21 protein-coding genes are annotated in these 18,922 nt (G+C 44.6%); 11 read left to right on the forward strand and 10 right to left on the reverse strand.

The features are described from left to right. On the reverse strand, nt 1-224 hold a 224-nt coding region (locus AB4209_RS19860), incomplete at its 3' end, for a VOC family protein (protein WP_372057032.1). 197 nt (nt 225-421) lie between these two features. On the opposite strand from AB4209_RS19860, the gene AB4209_RS19865 reads away from it, so the two are divergent. Then, nucleotides 422-1,321, forward strand: a complete 900-nt coding sequence (locus AB4209_RS19865; RefSeq protein ID WP_372057034.1) for a DMT family transporter — start codon at nt 422-424, stop codon at nt 1,319-1,321. On the opposite strand, the gene AB4209_RS19870 is transcribed toward AB4209_RS19865, so the two are convergent. Next, nucleotides 1,318-2,220, reverse strand: a complete 903-nt coding sequence (locus AB4209_RS19870; RefSeq protein WP_372057054.1) for a LysR family transcriptional regulator — start codon at nt 2,218-2,220, stop codon at nt 1,318-1,320. The two genes, AB4209_RS19865 and AB4209_RS19870, sit on opposite strands and share 4 nt — an antisense overlap. Before the next feature lie 188 nt (nt 2,221-2,408). Between AB4209_RS19870 and AB4209_RS19875 the strand changes: the two genes are divergently transcribed. Continuing rightward, nucleotides 2,409-4,481, forward strand: coding sequence for an alkyl/aryl-sulfatase (locus tag AB4209_RS19875; RefSeq protein ID WP_372057036.1), 2,073 nt, complete (start codon nt 2,409-2,411; stop codon nt 4,479-4,481). Between the two features lie 198 nt (nt 4,482-4,679). Here the strand turns inward: AB4209_RS19875 and AB4209_RS19880 are convergent, their stop codons facing one another. Both AB4209_RS19880 and AB4209_RS19885 read right to left on the reverse strand, forming a co-directional pair. Beyond that, on the reverse strand, nt 4,680-5,594 hold the full coding sequence (locus AB4209_RS19880) for a LysR family transcriptional regulator (RefSeq protein WP_108167257.1): 915 nt from the start codon (nt 5,592-5,594) through the stop codon (nt 4,680-4,682). A 9-nt stretch (nt 5,595-5,603) separates the two neighbouring features. After that, nucleotides 5,604-6,977, reverse strand: coding sequence for an MATE family efflux transporter (locus tag AB4209_RS19885; RefSeq protein WP_102533854.1), 1,374 nt, complete (start codon nt 6,975-6,977; stop codon nt 5,604-5,606). 327 nt (nt 6,978-7,304) lie between these two features. Between AB4209_RS19885 and AB4209_RS19890 the strand changes: the two genes are divergently transcribed. The 3 genes from AB4209_RS19890 (at nt 7,305) to AB4209_RS19900 (ending at nt 10,278) form a co-directional block, all read left to right on the forward strand. Beyond that, a complete protein-coding gene (locus AB4209_RS19890; RefSeq protein WP_048609935.1) occupies nt 7,305-8,150 on the forward strand; it encodes an enoyl-CoA hydratase/isomerase family protein in 846 nt (281 codons plus the stop codon). A 210-nt stretch (nt 8,151-8,360) separates the two neighbouring features. Further along, complete coding sequence (locus tag AB4209_RS19895; RefSeq protein WP_372057038.1) at nt 8,361-9,182, forward strand: SDR family NAD(P)-dependent oxidoreductase; 822 nt, start codon at nt 8,361-8,363, stop codon at nt 9,180-9,182. A gap of 220 nt (nt 9,183-9,402) precedes the next feature. Beyond that, nucleotides 9,403-10,278, forward strand: a complete 876-nt coding sequence (locus AB4209_RS19900; protein WP_017059456.1) for a radical SAM protein — start codon at nt 9,403-9,405, stop codon at nt 10,276-10,278. Nucleotides 10,279-10,409: 131 nt separating this feature from the next. Here AB4209_RS19900 and AB4209_RS19905 read toward each other — a convergent pair whose 3' ends face one another. Further along, complete coding sequence (locus tag AB4209_RS19905) at nt 10,410-10,994, reverse strand: TetR/AcrR family transcriptional regulator (RefSeq protein ID WP_372057040.1); 585 nt, start codon at nt 10,992-10,994, stop codon at nt 10,410-10,412. 119 nt (nt 10,995-11,113) lie between these two features. Here AB4209_RS19905 and AB4209_RS19910 point away from each other — a divergent pair, with 119 nt between their 5' ends. Continuing rightward, nucleotides 11,114-12,004, forward strand: coding sequence for a DMT family transporter (locus tag AB4209_RS19910; RefSeq protein WP_372057042.1), 891 nt, complete (start codon nt 11,114-11,116; stop codon nt 12,002-12,004). A gap of 33 nt (nt 12,005-12,037) precedes the next feature. Then, a complete protein-coding gene (locus AB4209_RS19915) occupies nt 12,038-12,439 on the forward strand; it encodes an SAM-dependent methyltransferase (protein WP_260257053.1) in 402 nt (133 codons plus the stop codon). Between the two features lie 57 nt (nt 12,440-12,496). Here AB4209_RS19915 and AB4209_RS19920 read toward each other — a convergent pair whose 3' ends face one another. Then, nucleotides 12,497-13,198: a biotin/lipoate A/B protein ligase family protein gene (locus tag AB4209_RS19920; protein ID WP_372057044.1), complete on the reverse strand. Its 702-nt coding sequence runs from the start codon at nt 13,196-13,198 to the stop codon at nt 12,497-12,499. A 185-nt stretch (nt 13,199-13,383) separates the two neighbouring features. Between AB4209_RS19920 and AB4209_RS19925 the strand changes: the two genes are divergently transcribed. Beyond that, on the forward strand, nt 13,384-13,668 hold the full coding sequence (locus AB4209_RS19925; protein ID WP_017059448.1) for a hypothetical protein: 285 nt from the start codon (nt 13,384-13,386) through the stop codon (nt 13,666-13,668). Further along, entirely contained in the window at nt 13,665-13,943 is a 279-nt protein-coding gene (locus tag AB4209_RS19930) for a type II toxin-antitoxin system RelE/ParE family toxin (protein WP_372057046.1), read from the forward strand. Before AB4209_RS19925 ends, AB4209_RS19930 begins: the two co-directional genes overlap by 4 nt. A 149-nt stretch (nt 13,944-14,092) precedes the next feature. Here the strand turns inward: AB4209_RS19930 and AB4209_RS19935 are convergent, their stop codons facing one another. The 3 genes from AB4209_RS19935 to AB4209_RS19945 form a co-directional block, all read right to left on the reverse strand. Further along, nucleotides 14,093-14,380 carry a type II toxin-antitoxin system RelE/ParE family toxin gene (locus AB4209_RS19935; protein ID WP_017064044.1) on the reverse strand — a complete coding sequence of 96 codons (288 nt, stop codon included), beginning with the start codon at nt 14,378-14,380 and terminating at the stop codon, nt 14,093-14,095. Continuing rightward, complete coding sequence (locus AB4209_RS19940; RefSeq protein WP_011080399.1) at nt 14,377-14,658, reverse strand: type II toxin-antitoxin system Phd/YefM family antitoxin; 282 nt, start codon at nt 14,656-14,658, stop codon at nt 14,377-14,379. Before AB4209_RS19940 ends, AB4209_RS19935 begins: the two co-directional genes overlap by 4 nt. A 195-nt stretch (nt 14,659-14,853) precedes the next feature. After that, nucleotides 14,854-15,483, reverse strand: a complete 630-nt coding sequence (locus tag AB4209_RS19945; RefSeq protein ID WP_372057048.1) for a hypothetical protein — start codon at nt 15,481-15,483, stop codon at nt 14,854-14,856. Between the two features lie 667 nt (nt 15,484-16,150). Between AB4209_RS19945 and ltrA the strand changes: the two genes are divergently transcribed. Further along, a complete protein-coding gene (gene ltrA, locus AB4209_RS19950; protein WP_372057050.1) occupies nt 16,151-17,488 on the forward strand; it encodes a group II intron reverse transcriptase/maturase in 1,338 nt (445 codons plus the stop codon). A gap of 104 nt (nt 17,489-17,592) precedes the next feature. Here the strand turns inward: ltrA and AB4209_RS19955 are convergent, their stop codons facing one another. Continuing rightward, nucleotides 17,593-18,333 carry an abortive infection system antitoxin AbiGi family protein gene (locus AB4209_RS19955; protein WP_372057052.1) on the reverse strand — a complete coding sequence of 247 codons (741 nt, stop codon included), beginning with the start codon at nt 18,331-18,333 and terminating at the stop codon, nt 17,593-17,595. A gap of 369 nt (nt 18,334-18,702) precedes the next feature. Between AB4209_RS19955 and AB4209_RS19960 the strand changes: the two genes are divergently transcribed. Next, nucleotides 18,703-18,891: a phage integrase N-terminal SAM-like domain-containing protein gene (locus AB4209_RS19960; RefSeq protein ID WP_372057056.1), complete on the forward strand. Its 189-nt coding sequence runs from the start codon at nt 18,703-18,705 to the stop codon at nt 18,889-18,891. Nucleotides 18,892-18,922: the final 31 nt, after the last annotated feature.

Raw genomic sequence — 18,922 nt, forward strand, 5'->3', positions numbered from 1 at the left:
GATTTAGGAAACAAAGCCTCATAGATGTCATCTTTCGATTCAGGCACCGAGTCCATTTCCATGATCTCTAGTCGGCTTCCAGTCTCAAATGAGAGGAAGTATGAAGAAAACCCTTTGGTTGGGTTGTGATATTTTGAGTTCAATGTCGCGCCGAAATAATCTTCATAAAATCGCTTCAGTACTTCGAGTTGTTTGGTCCAAATTGCGATGTGTTCAATCTTCATTTTGTTTGCCTAAGTTTGATGTCTAACGCTAGATTACTCATCAAATAAGGAACAATAAACAGAACGAAATTCATCGAAATTGTTCCTGATTAACGGGCTCGATTTTATGTCCATAACTGCACAGTATTGGCATCTATGTTTGTGTAATAGTTATCTTTCCTCCATAGTCAGGTTTTACACAATCTGAGATTCAAACTGTGAGCTTTTTAAAACTGATACTACTTGCGGCTATATGGGGAGGCTCGTTTCTTTTCATGAGAATGGCCGCCAATCCATTAGGGCCCGCAGTCTTAATTGAAGCGCGAGTTCTGTTTGCAGCACTTACTCTGCTTTTAGTTTCTTTCTATTTAAAAAAGAAGCTCTCTTTTCATGATCACGCAAAACACTTCTTCATTCTCGGCCTGTTTAACACCACACTTCCTTTTTTGCTTTTCGCTTATGCCGCGCAGACACTTAACGCCTCGACACTCGCCATCTTGAACTCTACCGCGCCAATATGGGCGGCAATCATTGGTGCAATATGGACCAAAACTACACTCGAGGCGCGTGTTCTATTAGGGCTTGGGATTGGGGTAACGGGGGTTGGCGTGTTGGTCGGTTGGGATGCGATGAACATTGGCCGTGAAGCCATACTTCCTATTTTTGCAGCAGTGATGGCGGCCTTTAGCTACGGAATAGCGTCAAACTATACCAAACAAGCACCTAAAGTTGAGGCATTCAACAATGCTCATGGCAGCATGTGGGCTGCGGTATTGCTGGTTTTGCCGTTTGTATTCTTTATTCCGATGAGAGAAACACCCGACGTTACGATCACTACATCGGTTGTCTTATTAGGCGCGGTATGTACTGGGTTAGCGTATCTACTTTACTTCAATCTCGTCTCTGAACTCGGCGCACCTTCAGCCCTGTCCGTGACCTTCATCATTCCGGTATTTGGTATTCTATGGGGTAACTTATTCTTAGATGAAGCAATTGGCATCAATACGATTGTTGGTTCAATTCTGGTTATCACCGGCACCATGTTGGTGACAGGAATGACGCCTTCTAAGATGATAGAGAGCGCCAAACAGAAACGAGCAGCAAGAGCGGCTCGTTAATCAGCCATATATTGCTGAATCTTGTTTCTCAGCCACTGATGAGCAGGGTTCAAATCGGTTCTTTTATGCCAAATCATGTATTGCTGCATCGGTAAGATTTCAAACGGCTGATCAAGGACTTGAAGCTGGAAGGATTCGGAAAATTGATTGGCAAAATCACGCGATGTACTGCCGACACAATCTGAGCCCGATACCAGCACACACATGGTCATCAGCGAGTCACACTCGGCACTCACTTTTCTCTGTTTCAGTGGCGACTTGGTAAAATAATCTGCCGTGTATAAACGGGTTCGACGCATTCTAAAAGTAACATGCTTTTCGTTGTAATATTGCTCTTGCGTCACAGAGCCATTGATTCTCGGATGCCCCTTTCGAGCTATCAGCACCAACTCATCTTCAATCATCGGCTGCTTCATGTAGCCGTTAACTTGCGGGTAATGGATATCAATCGCTAAATCAGCTTGTTGCATGCTCAAGCCTTGCAATAATTCTTCTTCGTTGTTCGGCACCATATTGAATTCAATCGAGATATTGCCCAACGTCTCATCTTGCTCGACAAGCGGCTGAAGCTTGGTTAAACCTATCTCATTAACCAGAAGTCGGAATACATGATGCTGCTGATTATCGAATTGCTTCAAGGTACTAACAGCGCTGGTGATTCCCTCGAGTGCAGGTTCCACTCGGCTTGCTAGTTGCACCGCAGCATTGGTTGGAATGATCCCTCGCCCTTCACGAATAAACAGGTCAGTATCAAGCTGAGATTGGAGTCTCTTCAAGGCTCCACTCACCCCGGGCTGAGTCATACCAAGCGATTCTGATGCAAGCGTGATCGACTTTAATCGATACACTTCTAAGAACACGCTCAATAGATTTAAATCCAACTTTTCCACGTCGCTCACCATTACTCTCCCTGTCAATGTGGTCTTAATCAATCATAGGTCAGGATTCGTCTTCGCTCCCCAACCATTGCATGACTCAATACATAGCCAATCGTGATGTATTAAATAAAGCTTACTTTATTTTTTGCTATATGTCTTATTCCTATAATCGCCTCAACGAAACAAAATTCTGAAATGAAGAGGATCTTATGAAAACTTCTCGCACGTTCAAAAATGCATCACTGTTCCTAGCTATCTCGCTGGCATTCCCGGCGATTGCAGCTAACCATGATCACGCACACTTCAGCGAAATTGGCGATCAAGGTGGCAAAAGCGCAACCGAGATGACCACTAAAGCAAACCAAGAGTTCGCAAAAACACTGAACTTTGCCGACACTCGCGCTTTCGACAATAACAATAAAGGTCTTGTTGCTAGCTTTGATCAAGAAACGGGCGACATCATTCGCAATAGCTTTAACTTCATCGACCCAAGTGTGACGAATGCAGACCAAGCACCAGATTCAGTAAACCCTTCACTGTGGCGCCAAGCGGTATTGAACCAAGCGGCGGAAGGTTTATATGAAGTTGTTCCGGGTAAAGTTTACCAAGTTCGAGGTGCGGATTTAGCGTCTATCTCTTTCATTCGTAGTGACAACGGTTGGATCGCCTACGACGTTCTTCTTACCAAAGAATCAGCCGCCAAATCACTCGAATTCTTCAAGAACAATGTGCCTGACGGCGGTGAACTGCCAGTCGTTGCAATGATTTACTCTCACTCGCACGCTGATCACTTTGGTGGCGCAAGAGCAATCAAAGACGCGTATCCAGATGTAAAAGTGTACGGTTCGAAAAACATCACTAAAGAAATCGTCGACGAAAACGTACTGGCGGGTAACGCAATGTCTCGTCGTACCGCATATCAATATGGCGCAACCCTGAACCGACACGAACACGGTATTGTGGATGCGGCACTGTCGAAAGGTCTATCAACCGGTAGCATTACTTACGTATTGCCAAACTACGAACTGAACCATAACGAAGAGATTGAAACTCTGGTTATCGACGGCCTAGAAATGCAATTCATGGATGCTTCAGGTACCGAAGCGGCATCTGAAATGGTGACGTACATTCCGAGCATGAAAGCACTTTGGACTGGCGAACTGACCTACCAAGGCATGCACAACCTGTACACGCTGCGTGGCGCTAAAGTACGTGACGGCTTGAAATGGTCTAAGAAGATCAACGAAATGTTAGTCACTTGGGGCGAAGAAACAGAAGTACTGTTTGCGTCTCACTCAGCCCCAATCTGGGGTGAACAAGAGATTTCTGATTACCTAAAAATGCAGCGTGATGCTTACGGTTTTACTCATAACCAAACGCTTCGTTTAGCCAATAACGGTGTGGTTCTACAAGACATCGGTGACGAGATTTACAAGGTAATGCCAGACAGCATTCAACAGTCTTGGCACACCAATGGTTACCACGGTACTTACTCTCACAACGCTCGTGCTGTGTACAACATGTATCTTGGTTACTTCGACATGAACCCAGCTAACCTTAATCCATTACCAATCGAGCCAGAATCGGTGAAGTTTGTTGAGTACATGGGCGGCAGCGACGCTGTGATTGAAAAAGCGCAGCAAGATTTCCAAGAAGGTGAATACCGCTTCGTTGCAACAGCACTGAATAAGGTGATTCAAGCTGAGCCAGAGAACAAAGTTGCACGTGGCTTATTGGCAGATACTTACGAGCAATTGGGTTATCAATCAGAAGGTGCAGGTTGGAGAAACATCTATCTAACCGGCGCTCAAGAGCTTCGTATTGGCACACAACCGGGCGCACCGAAAACAGCATCTCCGGATGTATTGGCTAACATGACCATTGAGAACTTGTTGGATTACTTGGCAGTTAAAGTGGATTCGCTAAAGGCACAAGAAACACCATTTACATTGAATATTCAGTTGCCTGATGTAAAAGAGTTCTACTACGTTGAGATGTCTAACGGCAACCTGAACAACATCCAAGTATCAGAGCTGCAAGATGCGGATACAACACTGATCATCAATAAGTCAGACGTGTCTGATATCGTACTTAAGAAAACAAGCCTAGGAAAACTGTTAGAAGACGGACAAGCAGGAGTGAAAGGTGACAAAACATCGCTTAACAAACTGCTGTCTTCACTGACAGAAGCTGACACCTCTTTTGAGATTGTTCCTCGTCCAAACAAAGGCGAAGAAGTTGATGCCGAGCTATACCAAGATTCAGCGGTACACGCGCATTAAACGTCCGAAACGCTAAATAGATAAAACAACAGCAGTAAGCTAGAAAAAACGTTCTATAAAGAACATAAAACAAGCCCCTACCTTTTGGTCGGGGCTTTCTTATTTGTTCTCAATAAGTGCTTCTGGAACGCTACTGCGTTTTCTCTCTAACTGAGGCTGAGAGCTTAATGAAACTGATAATTTGTTGAAACTGATCACTTACTGAGTTTGACCGTTTACTTCGCAATCCCAATAAGAAGGTGAACCATAATATTGAACAAAATAATCGATAAATACGCGAACCTTAGGCGCAAGTAACTGAGCACTTGGGTATACCGCCCAGATAGCCGCCTCATCTTTTAAAGGGTAATCCTGCAACACCTCAACCAGCGAACCTTCCGCGAGCTGCTTGTATGCTATCCAAGTCGCACACATGGCAATGCCCAGCCCATCGACACACACATCCCTTACCGCTTCACCGTGATCGACGCGGATCGCACCTTTTTTCTTGATGGTGACATCGCCTTCTGGCGTATCGAACGTCCACCCTTCTAAGCCGGTTTGATTGATACATTGATGTTGCTTGAGGTCTTCTGGTGTTTTCGGATGACCATGAGCAGCCAGATATTCTGGCGATGCACACAAAATACGTTTATCCGTAGAGAGCTTACGAGCGATCAGGCTTGAGTTTTGTAGCTCCGCGTTACGAATCGCCACATCAAAACCACCATCGACCAGATCGACGATTGAGTCACTGAGTGAAATGTCCACCGACAGATCTGGATACTTAGCCAAAAAGCCTTTTAGCGCTGGCATAACATGCATGCGACCAAACGATGAAGGCGCAGATATTCGCAACACCCCTTTTGGTAATTCATTACCGGTTCCGACAGAGGCAACGCCCGCTTCGACACTCAAAAGGATTTGCTTGGCGTGAGGAAGAAATGCCATACCTTCTTCGGTCAGGGAAACCTTTCTCGTTGTACGATGCACAAGACGAGCGCCTAGGCTCTCTTCGAGCTTTCCGATATGAATGCTGGCTACCGGAGGTGACAACCCAAGCTCTTGTCCTGCTTGACTGATATTGTGCGTAGACGCGAGTCGCACAAACAATTTTAGATGTTCAATATTCATCAATAATGGCTAGCCTGCGCTGAGTACACGCTGCTTATTGGCCGCAGCGGCACGAGGGATAATGTGAGTTTTAATATAGGCATTAAGCTTAAACCATGCAAAAGCGCCCGCTAAAACATTGGCGACGGTCGCAGCAATAACCGCATTGATCATGTCTCCAGTTATCGAGCCGAGCCATAAAGCGGGAATGTAGAAAACAAACAAACGTAAGAAAGAGACATTCAAAGCTTTACGAGGCACACCCAAAGCATTAAACACCGAAGCAACCAACATGCACAGCCCAAGCGGCCCATAGCTGAACGGTATAAATAACAAGGTCACTTCAAACCAGCTGCGTATGCTTTGTTCTTCCGAGATAACAGGAATAATCCAGCCACTAAACAGCGCCAACAATGCGGCCATCACGGTGTGGAAAACCAATAAGAACTTCGCTGTTGTATTCAATAGCTCAGGGATTTTGCATCGCTGCTGCGCCCCGAGGTAACGACCAATCATAGGTGGTATGGACATGGTCAGAGCAAGAGAAAACACCAACATAAAACTTTCAACACGGGCGAGTAAGCTCCAAAAAGCCATCTCATCGGTTCCGATTCTCGCAATCAAAAGCATTGAGAAGAACGCGCTGACCGCAGGTAATATCTGATTCGCAGTGGTTGGCATTACCGTCTTGAATAACTCAAAACTGTAGCCTTTGATTTGGTTGCTGCACGCGCTATTGAAGCCAAACCAACCTTTACCGCGAGACTTGATTAGCATGTAGATTGCGCCGAATGCGTAGCCAATGCTCGATGCGATCGCCGCCCCTGCAATGCCCATATCCAATCCAAAGATCAGAATAGGGTCGAGAATTAGGTTAATCACACTGGCAGCCAAGAACATGCTGCCGGTTGTTTTAGTATCGCCATTGGCACGATAAACGCAGGTGGCCAGATAAAGCACCGCCACCATCAATGCACTGAACAGCCACAACGGCCAGTACACATTAAAAATCGACAGCATGGATTGATATTGAGCGTCAGAGACATCATTCACAAACGACGCAAAAACAGAATCGCTAAAAACAATCAGCCCTATGCAGATCAAAGCAATCACCAAGACACCAAACCCGACCGACAATGTGGCAATTGAGGTGGATTTACGTTGCTCTTTTGCCCCTACCGCTTGAGAAATAATGGACGTTGCCGCCACACCGATGCCAACTTGAACCCCGGTAAACGCTGCTTGAAATGGCAAGGTGATACCGTGAACCGCCAATTCATTCACCCCTAGCTGACCAATAAAGATCGAATCGACCAATTGAACCATCATGATCGCAAACACACCCAGCGTCAGTGGCAGCGTTTTCTCAATAATGGTTTTCAAAGTCGCGGATCTCATCTGCATAAGTCGGTTCACTCTTGTCTGTGCCTTGGGGCTAATTACCTAGTTGAGCAGTATACGAAGCTAAATGAAAAGGATAAGAGCGCCAGACAAGGAATGAGTTTTTAGATTTCGTTGACAATCGAATTAGCAAGACACCTTCAACGTTAAAATATCCATATAAGACACTGAATAGATTGAAATTATAAAACCCGCCAACACTCTTAATAATTCGTTAATAGTGTTTCGTTTAATGGTTAATTGTTGGTTCGAACATTCCTCGCTAGCCTGAATTTAGGTCGCATTCACACTGAATAGGCTGAAATGAAATCTCTCAGAAGGAATATGGAAATGGCATATCAAGGTTATACAACGTTTAAAGCTCAAGCCGAGGATGGGATTCTTACCGTCACTTTTGACTTCGGTACTGTGAATGTTCAAGGGCAAGAGATGCTTGCCGACCTCAATGGTTTAGCAATGAGACTAGAGCGCGATCGTGACATCAAAGTCGTGGTATTTCAGTCAGCAAACCCTGAAGTTTGGGTCTGTCACTACGACACCAATCTATTAAAAGACATGTCGACAGAAGCCGTTTCTCGTGAAGAAGCGAAGTTGCTCGACCTACAAGTGGTGCTCGAAAGAATCAGCAAACTGCCACAGGCCACCATTGCCAAGCTTGAAGGCTTCGCTAGAGGTGGAGGCCACGAATTTGCACTGGCGTGTGACATGCGATTCGCGGCTCGTGGTAAATACAAATTCATGCAAATGGAAGTGGGTATGGGCATCCTTCCTTGCGGTGGCGGCGCATCACGCATGGCACGCCAAGTCGGCTTAGGTCGCGCACTCGAAATCGTCCTAAGTGCACGAGACTTTGATGCTGACGAAGCCGAAGCATACGGCACCATCAACAAGGCACTAGAGCCGGATGAAATTGGTGAATATGTTGATACTCTTGCCAAACGAATCGCTCAATTCCCTGCCGAATCGATCAACGCATGTAAGCAAGCGGTGTATGAGTCTATCGATAAACCGATCGACGAAGCACTCAAAGCGGAGGCCTACTGGTTGTATCAAGCCACCAGCAAAACACCTGCGGTTAAGCGCTTCCAAATTGCCGATGAACAAGGCCTAGAGCACGATATGGAAAACCAACGTAACTGGGAAACTCTGGTTATGAACGTTCAAGACATCAAATAGTTCGTTCACTTCTCTTAATTTGGGTCAGCCACAAACTGACCCATAGTCTTACTTAATGCTTAAACGCCAGCTGTTAACCACCAAGTGTTAAAATGGTCATTATTTGTCCCATAGACTCACATTTGAGTCTTCAGCTTGTGAGCCAAATGCAACTATGCGTCATTAATCTTTGTTATAAAGTTGTTCAAACTATTTTTTGAAGGACGGAACATGCAAAAAATAATTCTGATCACAGGGGCCACGGATGGCATTGGTTTAGAGACCGCAAAAGCACTGACGCAACAAGGGCACCATGTTCTGATTCATGGCCGCAACCCAGCTAAGGTCAATAAAGTCGTGACTGCTCTGTCTCGCCTGTCTAAGAATGCAATCATCGAAAGCTACATCGCAGACCTATCGACGCTCTCCGAAGTTGAGGCGCTCGCAACCCAAATCAAAAGCGATCACAAACGACTCGATATACTCATTAACAACGCAGGTGTGTATAAGGTGTCGGACATCACCACTCCAGACAATCTTGATGTGCGTTTTGTCGTAAACACCATTGCGCCGTATCTCCTGACACAAAAGCTGCTTCCTCTTTTTGATGCGACAGGTCGTATCGTGAACCTATCTTCAGCAGCCCAAGCATCCGTCGATTTAGAGGCATTAATCAGCCCGAATGCGGGGGAACTGGATGGTCCGGTTTACGCGCAAAGTAAGCTCGCACTAACGATGTGGTCCATCGAATTAGCCAATACTCTTTTAGACAAAGGCACCGCAATTATCCCTGTAAACCCAGCCTCTTTCCTTGGTAGTAAATTGGTGAAAGATGCTTATGGTGTTGATGGTAACGACCTTGCTATCGGGGCCGATATTCTTTGTCGTGCTGCGCTCAGTGATGAGTTTGCCAACGCTTCCGGTCGATATTTTGATAATGATTCTGGGTTGTTCAAAGACCCGCACGCCGACGCATTAGACAACACTAAGAACCACAAGCTGGTGACAGTGCTTGATCAATTACTCGAAGAAAAGCTGTGCGTTGCGCACTGATCATTCATTAGTAAAAAACGACCACTAACACTCCCCCCCACCACCACCACACACACAATCCAAGCCGCAGTTCTATCCATACAGACAAAGAACTGCGCGCTCTTTCGATTATTAAAATTTCTTTAATACTGATTCCCCGCTTTGCCCAATTATCACCCAAGAAGCAGATTGCTAAACTTGCCCTCGTCGAAACAACACAGGCTACGGCCGAGGAGCATTTATGCGTTTTGAAGGTAAAGTTTATCGTCCTTGGATGGAAGCAGAGAGCGTACTCATCCAGACAACATTGGGGTGCAGTAACAACCAATGTACCTTCTGCACGATGTTTGATGATAAGCGTTTCAAAGTAAGAGACATCAAAGATATCTTTGAAGATATTGATGCAGCGAGAAAAATCTACCCGCATGTTGAATCTATCTTTTTGGTCGATGGTAACGTGATGGCGATTAGAACCGAGATGCTGATTTCGATTCTGGATTACATCAAGATCACCTTCCCAGAGATCAAGAACATTTCTCTGTATTCAGGGTTCAATGACTTCCGTCGTAAGAGCTTGTCTGAATTAAAAGAGATTAAGTCGGCAGGTTTAAGCATGGCCTATTCAGGCTTGGAGTCAGGTGACCCAATTGTGCTTGAACGCATTCAAAAGCGCATGACGCGTGAGCATGCGATTGAAGGCATGAACCTAGCCCGTGAAGCAGACATCAAGGTACTGGCTTCTTTCATCTTTGGCCTTGGCGGCAAAGAGCGTTCTATAGAGCATGCGATTAATACCACCAGCTTGCTGAACATCATGCAGCCGGATGCGATTGCACCAATGGCTTTAGCCGTTCAACCGGGATCGGTGTTGGAAAAAGAAGTAAACCGTGGCGAGTTTGTTTTACCAACGCCATTGCAGATTCTGGAAGAAGAAAAATACTTACTCGAAAACCTAGAAGATTTCGATTGCTACTACTGGGGCGACCACGGCAATAACATCTCACCAATGCGTGGCATGTTGCCTCAAGCTCGCAAGCCGTTTCTTGATAAGATCAATCAAGACATCGCGCATAACCCGATCACCAAGCAAAATGTTATTAAGACCTTTGCTTGGTAAGCACTCGATTTAGCTCGTAACCAGTAAACGTAAACAGACCAAACGACAGGCGTTGCAGCTCCCTATTATGGAATAATCAAAGTCCAGCAGCGCCTAACGTATGTTTTATTTTTTCAGGTTTACAGCCCTACCTAAGCCAAAGCCGCTAACAACAAGTCAGTACTCGCTTCCACGTGAGCAACAATCTCTTGTTCTGTGGGTGCAGGCATTCCCATCAACACACCCTCTCTGACACTCATCACCATACCAAGCCAAAGCTTAATTTTGGTTTGTGGTTCTTCAATATCGAATCGTTCATTGAAAAACTGAGCAAGCACGCAATCGGTATCATCTGGGCCAACGTCCATAAAACGGCTGACCAATTCTGGAGACTTGCTGCCTTCTGCTATCAACAGCTTAAAGGTCGCAATATGTTCGCTCGAAAGGTGAAACAAAACGAAGTCTTTTGCGAAGCCCAATAGTGCTTGCCGAGTATCCGCGTGTTGCAAATGCACCACCAACTTATCGTCTGTCTGGCTACCCATTTGTCTTAACGTCGCTTCAAACAACACATCTTTAGAAGAGAAGTAACGATAAAGCGTTTGCTTCGTCATTTTCGCTTCACTAGCGACTCGGTCCATGCTGGTTTGCACATAGCCTTCCGCGAGGAATATCTCCTTCGCCGCTTTTAAAATCGCGAGTCGTTTCTTCTCTTTGTTCTGCTCAATCTTGCTCATTACTTCATCCACCCCAAAACAGAGATCATACTTTAAAGTATGATTTGTGTTGACTCAACCAATTTTTAAAATCATACTCACTAGTATGATTTATTGATGGTAGATAATTGGATAGAGAAATGACGACAATGAACCTCCCTAAAACTGAAGCAAGAAACACACGAACCCTCGGCTTTACCCTCGCGATCGCAGGTGCCGTATTAATGAGTATTGATCCAATCTTCATTCGTTATGCCGGTGTCAGCGGATTCGATACGGCCTTCTTGTTCGGCTTATTCAGCGCAATTTCGATGCCGATTTTGCTTAAATTCAACGACAAACGTGGAATACGAAAGGCAGTAGCACAAAGCGGTTGGCCATTGTTGGCAGCGGGTATTCTTATGCTCGGCAGCGCATCGGGTTTGGTGTTCAGCATTAAGATGACCTCGATTGCCAATACCTTTGTGATCCTCAGTGCAGCCCCTGCTGTGGCCGCTATTTTCAGCTGGTTGATCCTAAAAGAAGCCACTAGCCGATCGACCTTAATTGCGATTGTGGCAGTGATGATTGGTATTACGATTGTCGTTTCAGGTTCGTTTTCTTCAGGGAACTGGATGGGTGATGCTTTAGCGGTATTCGCAGTGATCTGTTTATCTATGATGTTTACCTTGCTGCGTAAATATCAAGACGTCAGCCGATTGGCGAGTGTGGGCCTAGGTGGTTTGTTGCTAGCGGTTGTGATGTTTTTCTTTGCAACACCATCAAGCTACAGCGTTGAAACGTGGTTAATCATGGGCATGATGGGCTTGTTTACGGCACCTGTTGGCAGAGTGTTATCTATGGTCGCAACACGCCACATTACCGCGCCAGAGGTATCAATGACTCTGATGTTGGAAACTGTGTTAGCACCAGTTTGGGCGTTTATCTTCTTCACCGAGATCCCGCCAACAACCAGTATTATCGGTGGTGTGGTGATCTTGATTACGATCTTCATCTACACCTTAGTGACCATGAAAAACGATGACAAATAAAGAGATTAATAAAGAGACTAATAGGAGCTAAATATGTCTGCTGAACTGAAATTTATTGGCCGAATTGCCACGCCTTATAACTTGGTTTCAGAGTGCCCGAATAATATCCAACCGGGCAACGGTCCGATCTGTGAAATCATCTTAGATGACGTTTACCAACAAGGTTTGCTAGGCCTAAACAGTGGCGAGCACATCTTGATCTTGTATTGGTTAGAAGGCGCAAAACGAGACGAACTGATACAAAGCTGGGATGAAGAGACGCCGACCAAAGGCACCTTCGCACTGCGTTCACCACACAGACCAAACCCAATCGGTACAGCCGTGTTACCGATTGAAAAAATCGAGAATGGCACCGTAACCGTGAGAGGCTTAGATTGCTTAAACAACACACCACTGTTGGATATCAAGCCGGCGATCTATAGAGAGAAAGGATAAGCGAGAAATTGGTCTTCCTAAACCAAGATCGAGCTGTGCGTTAGCGAAAGGAAGACATTACGCATACTTGATGAAAGCTTGGCTTAACCTCTGAAAGAGTGAATCTACGTTGGGAAGGCTCGTCAAATGCGCGGACAAGGGAGTATGAACCTGCGCATCCACTACGGTTGGATTCCCGCAAACTTGATTATAAAAATTCACTGGCGCAACGATGTTCTCTAAGTCGGCATCTAACAAGATACAAGCTTGCGAAAGTACAATTTGGCCGCCCCCCTGTTTAAGCAATACACGTTGCGCAGTACCCACTATTTTTTGTTTATTGATATTGAGGTTGTAGTCACCATCACAATAAGAGCCGGGGGTGGCGTGTACATCCACATCGATGCCCAATTCTTTAAAAAACAGGGTTAAGACGTCGCATAAATGTCGATACGCTTTTTGGATATTGTAGGCTTCATCGCGAGGCCAATGGTAAATGTGCGATAGGTTAATGATCCCCGACAGTTGGGGAACGGGAGCGCCACCTGTTTTACGTGAGGTAAGTTGCCAGCCTTGTGCCGCGAGTTGTTTTCTAGACTCGACCGTCACTGGCCACTTTTTACCTGCGGGCAAAACAAGTGTCGGCGCTTTTGCTTGCCACAACATTAAGGCTTGCCCAATCTCACCCGCCTGAATTTGCTGCAATAATTCAGCTTCTTTTTCAAACGCACGATTAACATCAATGTGCGGGTAACGTACGAGTTTATTCGTTAACTTCAATGCACTTTCCTCTACAGATAGTGGTGACCTACCATTTAACGTTCTGCAATGGTTGATGAGATATGGGACTATGTGCGATGAAACATAGCACCAAAAGTTAGTTATTGGCGCCATAGTAGCTTGTCAGTTGCCCATCTCAAAGGTGAGTGCTAACATTTGTACACACACCAATAAAGGAATATATCATGGACACTAGAATTCAATTTCGTGTTGATGAAGAAACAAAACGCCTAGCTCAACAGATGGCTGAGAGCCAAGGTCGCACACTGAGTGGTGCTTGCCGTGAGCTTACTGAGCAACTCGCTGAGCAACAAAGACAGACATTATCTCACGATGCATGGCTAACTGAACAAGTAAACCTAGCATTTGAGAAGTTTGACTCAGGAGAATCCGTTTTCGTTGAACACCAAACTGCTAAATCTCGAATGGAAGAACGCAAAGCCAGAATACGTAATCGAGGTAAGCAATGATTTTATGGGAAGAAGAATCACTCAATGATCGTGAAAGGATCTTTGAGTTTATCTATGACTTCAACCCTGATGCGGCAGAAAACGCTGACAACCTCATTGAAACAAAAGTAGAAAACTTGCTTGAGCAGCCTCTAATGGGTGTACAGAGAGACGGCATTCGTGGGCGATTACTTATAATTCCTGAGATTTCAATGCTCGTCTCCTATTGGATCGAAGGCGACATTATCCGAATTATGCGCGTACTCCACCAGAAACAAAAGTTCCCAATGGATTGATTACTTCCTCTGGGCAACTAGCCCAATTAAGGGGTGAACAACGCCTCCACCCAACCTAAAGCATTGTGCCGTAAACACTTAACTTGAAGTAGGAGCAAAAGTGCCAAGCGTTGTGAATCCCTCTTAAATTGCTTGTTATAACACAATTGCTACACATCACTTTCCGTTAGTATCTGACGACAATTTCGTACTGTAAGGACGCGAATTTCATGGCTGAGGCTATATATGATTCGATAGTGACCAAACAAAATTTCACGGTAATTGGTATGAGGCAGCTCAGGAACCATTCGCCCCATGTCAGGCATACTTGAGAGTAAATCAGTTTTATCAAAAACCTCATTAACCCAGTTTTCTGCCGCCACTGGATTATCCAGTGAAATAAACTCGGCTGCATCACCTAACTTTTGTAATGCTAGTGGTGACCAGACTACTTTCATTTCTTAATGCGCCCCAATACTTGAGCACGAGCGTCTTCATTGGAAACACCTAAACCTGAAGCTAATTGTGCTTCAGCAGTACGCATTTCTTCCAGTAACTCGATCTTCTCTTGCATTGCTTCATATTCTGCAACATCAAGGACAACCGCAACACCCTTACCACGTTGTGTGATAACTAGTGGTCTGCGAGTTTCGTTAATCTGTTTAATAAATGACGTCACGCCAGCACGAAATTCAGACAAAGGCTGAATATCTTGATCAAAATGGATGCGGCTCATGTTGAACTCCCTATGGTACAATTTAATGTACAAACAATAGTTCAAATAGCAATTTTGAGCAATAGCCTGATTTTGTGTTATAGCCCTGTTAAGGTGTGAGCAACGCAATACCGATGCTACCGTATACCGCCTTAAACACTGAACGCAACGCATAATAAAAATGCCACGCGTTGCGAATCACTCTTAAATGCTTTGTTAGCTTTGTACTCCCAACTCATGCATTAGTTTCTTTCTGCACTTTTCGACAGACTCAATGGCTGACGAATAACCTGGGACTGCTGATTTTAAAATTTCTTCGTCAGGATCATTGCTGAGAGCAAGTTCCATACTAGATAGCATACCTATAGATTGAGATAAGTCTGACAAGGCTTGCTTTGCTGCTGAAGTAAGGTAAAGACCGTGAACCATTTTAACTTTATCTATGGCTACACGATAATAATGAAAATGTCGATTGTCGGCTAAAGTGTCTACGTTACTCCAAACGTAATGTTCATTTGGTGATCGTTCTGCGAGTTGTTTCCAGCTGTATAGATGAATTTCTACGAGTAACTCATCAATTGCAGTCAGCGCGTCCAAACTCTTAGATTGAAATGACTGACGAAGAGCCCCTTTCACATCTAGTTCTGTTTTGACTTTTTCGAGTTCAACAGCATGCTGACGTTTGATGGATTCTACTTGGTCTGTAATCTGCCCAATATCTTCTTTTGTCGCTAAGTTTTTGGCTTTTTCAGATAGATACTTGGGAAAGTAGTTTCTAACAAGAAAGCCGCCGATGGATATGGATACCACCACAGCAATGTTTAAGATTAATACCAAATCTTCCAATTGACCTCCAAAGAAGCTAACGCCCAATTAAGGGGTGAACAACGCCACCACCCAACCTAACGCATTGTACCGTAAACACTAAATTTGAAGTAGAAGCAAAAGTGCCAAGCGTTGTGAATCCCTCTTAAATTGCTTGTGTACGCCCAGCATGGGCATGAACTAATGAGGTGAAAGTCCTCTGTAGGAAGATCACCGTTACTCTTTCTAAAAGAGAATAACATACTGTTATTAAACGTTAACTACTAGCGAATGGCAAGGGCTTATCCGCGAGGATTGGTCTGAAGGAAGCCGCTAGCAAATTTGCGAGCTGATGAACAAGAACATCATATGAGGCGTAGGCTAGAGATGAGTTGGCACAAGACGACGAAATCACGTGATCTAATGGCCACCGTAAATGATGCAGCAGTGCAAAGAAAGTTCATGCTCTTATCTGGGGAGATCTGCTTAACTCGCGATCGGTCACTAACCAGTAAGGCTCTGGTTTATAAGTGCCTTGGCTTTTCAGCGTCATCGACTGAAAAGAGCGAATCAGATGGAAACCGATAGCGCATGACGGGGCAACTCGGCATGTGATTATGCAGAAGTCAGCAGACGGCATAGTAGCCCAACGCCCATCGTAATGGTTGGGATATGGTGAAGGCCTGAACATTTAGAAGAAGGAGGAGTCTTGTCAAACTTGTCGATACCCACTACGTCGCCAGACGATTACTATCAGCAGCGTATTGATCTGCAACCCGCCTTCAACAGCGATTTATTCCAGCAACTACTCGAACCTGAAAATCTACACCGAGCGTGGCGTCAAGTTAAAGCCAATAAAGGCGCACCAGGCATCGATGGCATGACCATCGAAGCTTTCCCGCTTTGGATGCAACAAGGCGGCTGGCAACAGTGTAAATCTCAATTAGAGCGAGGTGAGTATAAGCCCTCAGCAGTAAGGCGTGTTGAGATCGACAAACCCGATGGCGGTATACGCAAATTGGGGATCCCTAACGTCAATGACCGTGTGATACAGCAAGCGATAGCTCAAATACTCACGCCACTGTTTGACCCGTTCTTCTCGACTAACAGCTTTGGTTTTAGGCCGAATAGAAATGCCAAACAAGCGGTACTGCAAGTAAGGGATATCATCAAACAGAAACGCAAATTTGCCGTCGATGTTGATCTGTCTAAGTTCTTTGACCGAGTTAATCATGATCTCTTGATGACTCAACTTAGAAGTAAGGTACAGGATAAGCGTCTGTTGGCGCTTATTGGTAAGTACCTACGAGCAGGTGTGATGGTCAATGGCCAATTTGAAGCAAGCTTTGAAGGTGTGCCTCAAGGTGGTCCACTCTCGCCATTACTCTCTAACATTATGTTGGATAGTCTGGATAAAGAGCTGGAAAGCCGAGGGCATAAATTCGCCCGCTACGCGGACGACTTTATCATTTTGGTAAAGTCTATTCGAGCGGGAGAACGAGTACTCAAGAGCATCACTCAATACCTTGCCACTAAGCTAAAACTGGTTGTTAATGAACAGAAAAGCCAAGTGGTTAAGGTAAGTCAAAGCAAGTTCCTAGGCTTCACATTTAATCGCGGGAAAATCCAGTGGCATGCTAAAACATTGCACATTTTCAAACAAAAGATGAGACGACTAACGAACCGAAATTGGGGCGTTAGTATGGAATATCAGCTGTTTAAAGTGCGTCAATACATGCAAGGCTGGATCAATTACTTTGGCATAGCTAACGCTTATCAAGGGTGTGTCGATTTAGACCACTGGATCCGACGTCGTGTACGTATGTGCTACTGGCGTCAGTGGCGAAAACCACGGACTAAGGTACAGAATTTACTTAAACGTGGCGTCAGGATCCAAGCCGCAGTTGCTTGTGGTATCACAAGTAAAGGCCCTTGGCGTAGCTCTAAAACGCCAGGGATACAGCAAGCTCTGAGTAATGAGTATCTGAAGAAAGCAGGATTATATTCACTAAGAGATGGATGGATCGCAGTTCATTATCCTAACTAGAAAGTCAGTTAGGTGTTCTAAATGAACCGCCCTGTGCGGAGCCGCATGCAGGGTGGTGTGGGGGCTGGAGGCTAGATACCTCCGGCTACCCGATTAGTAGCGTTCTAAAGATCTGACTGGATGCTTTCTAACGAGACAACACGCGACATTAGGACTTTAAGATCAGCGGCCTGATATTGATCAAGTTCATTTTGAATGAAGTTAATTATATCTGGAATATCCGCATCATTTTTGACGAAGATATATTTCACATCTCTTGGAGTAAAAGACAGCGAGCCATGCTCTTTTGTCTTTTCATTCTCCAAAGTTAACCTTTCTTCATCATCAAACTCAGATTTTTTGAGATGGCTGACAATCTGCGAATGTTTAGGAACATACCTCCATTCAGACTCTTGGTAAAATTCCTTTTCAACGAGCTGATTGTTCATAAGCATAGTTCCATCTGCTGGCTTAACATGCATATAGATATGTCTCATTGTACATTTAGCTGATTCAACCTTGCTAGCATCACCAAGCCCATTGGCATGATCATTTAATGCTCTAAACTCAGCCATAAGGTTATTTTCCGACGCTAGATATAAGATAGGATTCAATCCATTTGCATTAGCCCACTCTTTTGTCATGCCCAGACCATAGTTACCATAGAATGAAACGTGCTCGGATATTCGACTTAGCGGAATATCACAGAAACAAACCATTGGAAAAGCCATGTAAGGTGCATTCTCTTGATTTACCCAACGAATATCTTCAAGACAGTATCGAGGCCAATAACCGTGATTAAAAATTAACTTTAGTGTTTCTTTGTTATTCGTAAAATGGAATAACGTGTGAGATTTTGGAGCCATTTTGACCTCTAAATTTAAAACTAGCCTGAGCTACTAACATTTTAATATTGTGCAAGCACGAATCCATCCGCTTAACATATCAAAAAGGTCACTCATAACCAACTGAATGCTATGCATTTAATATAAAAGTGGGTCTAAACAATAAGCGTGAAAACGTGCAAGCACATATTGCCGACTATGTAACGCTCGGCCTCATTCTTAACCACCCATAAATCTGCAGTATAATCAATAATTTAAAATAAGCCTCTCGTTAAATTCGTGCTCAATCAGAGTTAAAAACCACTCTTTTTTAAGTCATTAATTATTCAACAAGCAATAAACTGTCTGTATGTACAGATTTTGTGAGGGGAATATATGGCGAGTCAATTCATGCAGGTAATTTGCGAACATATGACGATGCGAGGCTATAGTCGCAAGACAATCAAAGCCTACTGTTACTGGATAAAATACTTTGCATATTTCGGAGCATTCCGATCAGTCATTTCGGGATTATCCGATCACCCATTTCGGTTTAAACCGATCACTGATTCCGCGATTATCCGATCACTTTTAGCCTAACTCCGAAATCGGTGATCGGAATAGCGAAAAC

This window comes from Vibrio sp. 10N.286.48.C11 (assembly GCF_041469805.1).
In the GTDB taxonomy this organism is placed as follows: Bacteria; Pseudomonadota; Gammaproteobacteria; order Enterobacterales; family Vibrionaceae; genus Vibrio; species Vibrio crassostreae_C.

Bases quoted from the DNA above. Each gene is read 5' to 3' on its own strand.
- AB4209_RS19955 (WP_372057052.1), bottom strand. From the start codon at position 18,333: ATGGCTCCAAAATCTCACACGTTATTCCATTTTACGAATAACAAAGAA.
- AB4209_RS19915 (WP_260257053.1), top strand. From the start codon at position 12,038: ATGTCTGCTGAACTGAAATTTATTGGCCGAATTGCCACGCCTTATAAC.
- AB4209_RS19880 (WP_108167257.1), bottom strand. From the start codon at position 5,594: ATGAATATTGAACATCTAAAATTGTTTGTGCGACTCGCGTCTACGCAC.
- AB4209_RS19875 (WP_372057036.1), top strand. From the start codon at position 2,409: ATGAAAACTTCTCGCACGTTCAAAAATGCATCACTGTTCCTAGCTATC.
- AB4209_RS19905 (WP_372057040.1), bottom strand. From the start codon at position 10,994: ATGAGCAAGATTGAGCAGAACAAAGAGAAGAAACGACTCGCGATTTTA.
- AB4209_RS19885 (WP_102533854.1), bottom strand. From the start codon at position 6,977: ATGCAGATGAGATCCGCGACTTTGAAAACCATTATTGAGAAAACGCTG.
- AB4209_RS19930 (WP_372057046.1), top strand. From the start codon at position 13,665: ATGATTTTATGGGAAGAAGAATCACTCAATGATCGTGAAAGGATCTTT.
- AB4209_RS19925 (WP_017059448.1), top strand. From the start codon at position 13,384: ATGGACACTAGAATTCAATTTCGTGTTGATGAAGAAACAAAACGCCTA.
- AB4209_RS19895 (WP_372057038.1), top strand. From the start codon at position 8,361: ATGCAAAAAATAATTCTGATCACAGGGGCCACGGATGGCATTGGTTTA.
- AB4209_RS19940 (WP_011080399.1), bottom strand. From the start codon at position 14,658: ATGAGCCGCATCCATTTTGATCAAGATATTCAGCCTTTGTCTGAATTT.
- AB4209_RS19900 (WP_017059456.1), top strand. From the start codon at position 9,403: ATGCGTTTTGAAGGTAAAGTTTATCGTCCTTGGATGGAAGCAGAGAGC.
- AB4209_RS19960 (WP_372057056.1), top strand. From the start codon at position 18,703: ATGCAGGTAATTTGCGAACATATGACGATGCGAGGCTATAGTCGCAAG.
- AB4209_RS19935 (WP_017064044.1), bottom strand. From the start codon at position 14,380: ATGAAAGTAGTCTGGTCACCACTAGCATTACAAAAGTTAGGTGATGCA.
- AB4209_RS19890 (WP_048609935.1), top strand. From the start codon at position 7,305: ATGGCATATCAAGGTTATACAACGTTTAAAGCTCAAGCCGAGGATGGG.
- AB4209_RS19910 (WP_372057042.1), top strand. From the start codon at position 11,114: ATGACGACAATGAACCTCCCTAAAACTGAAGCAAGAAACACACGAACC.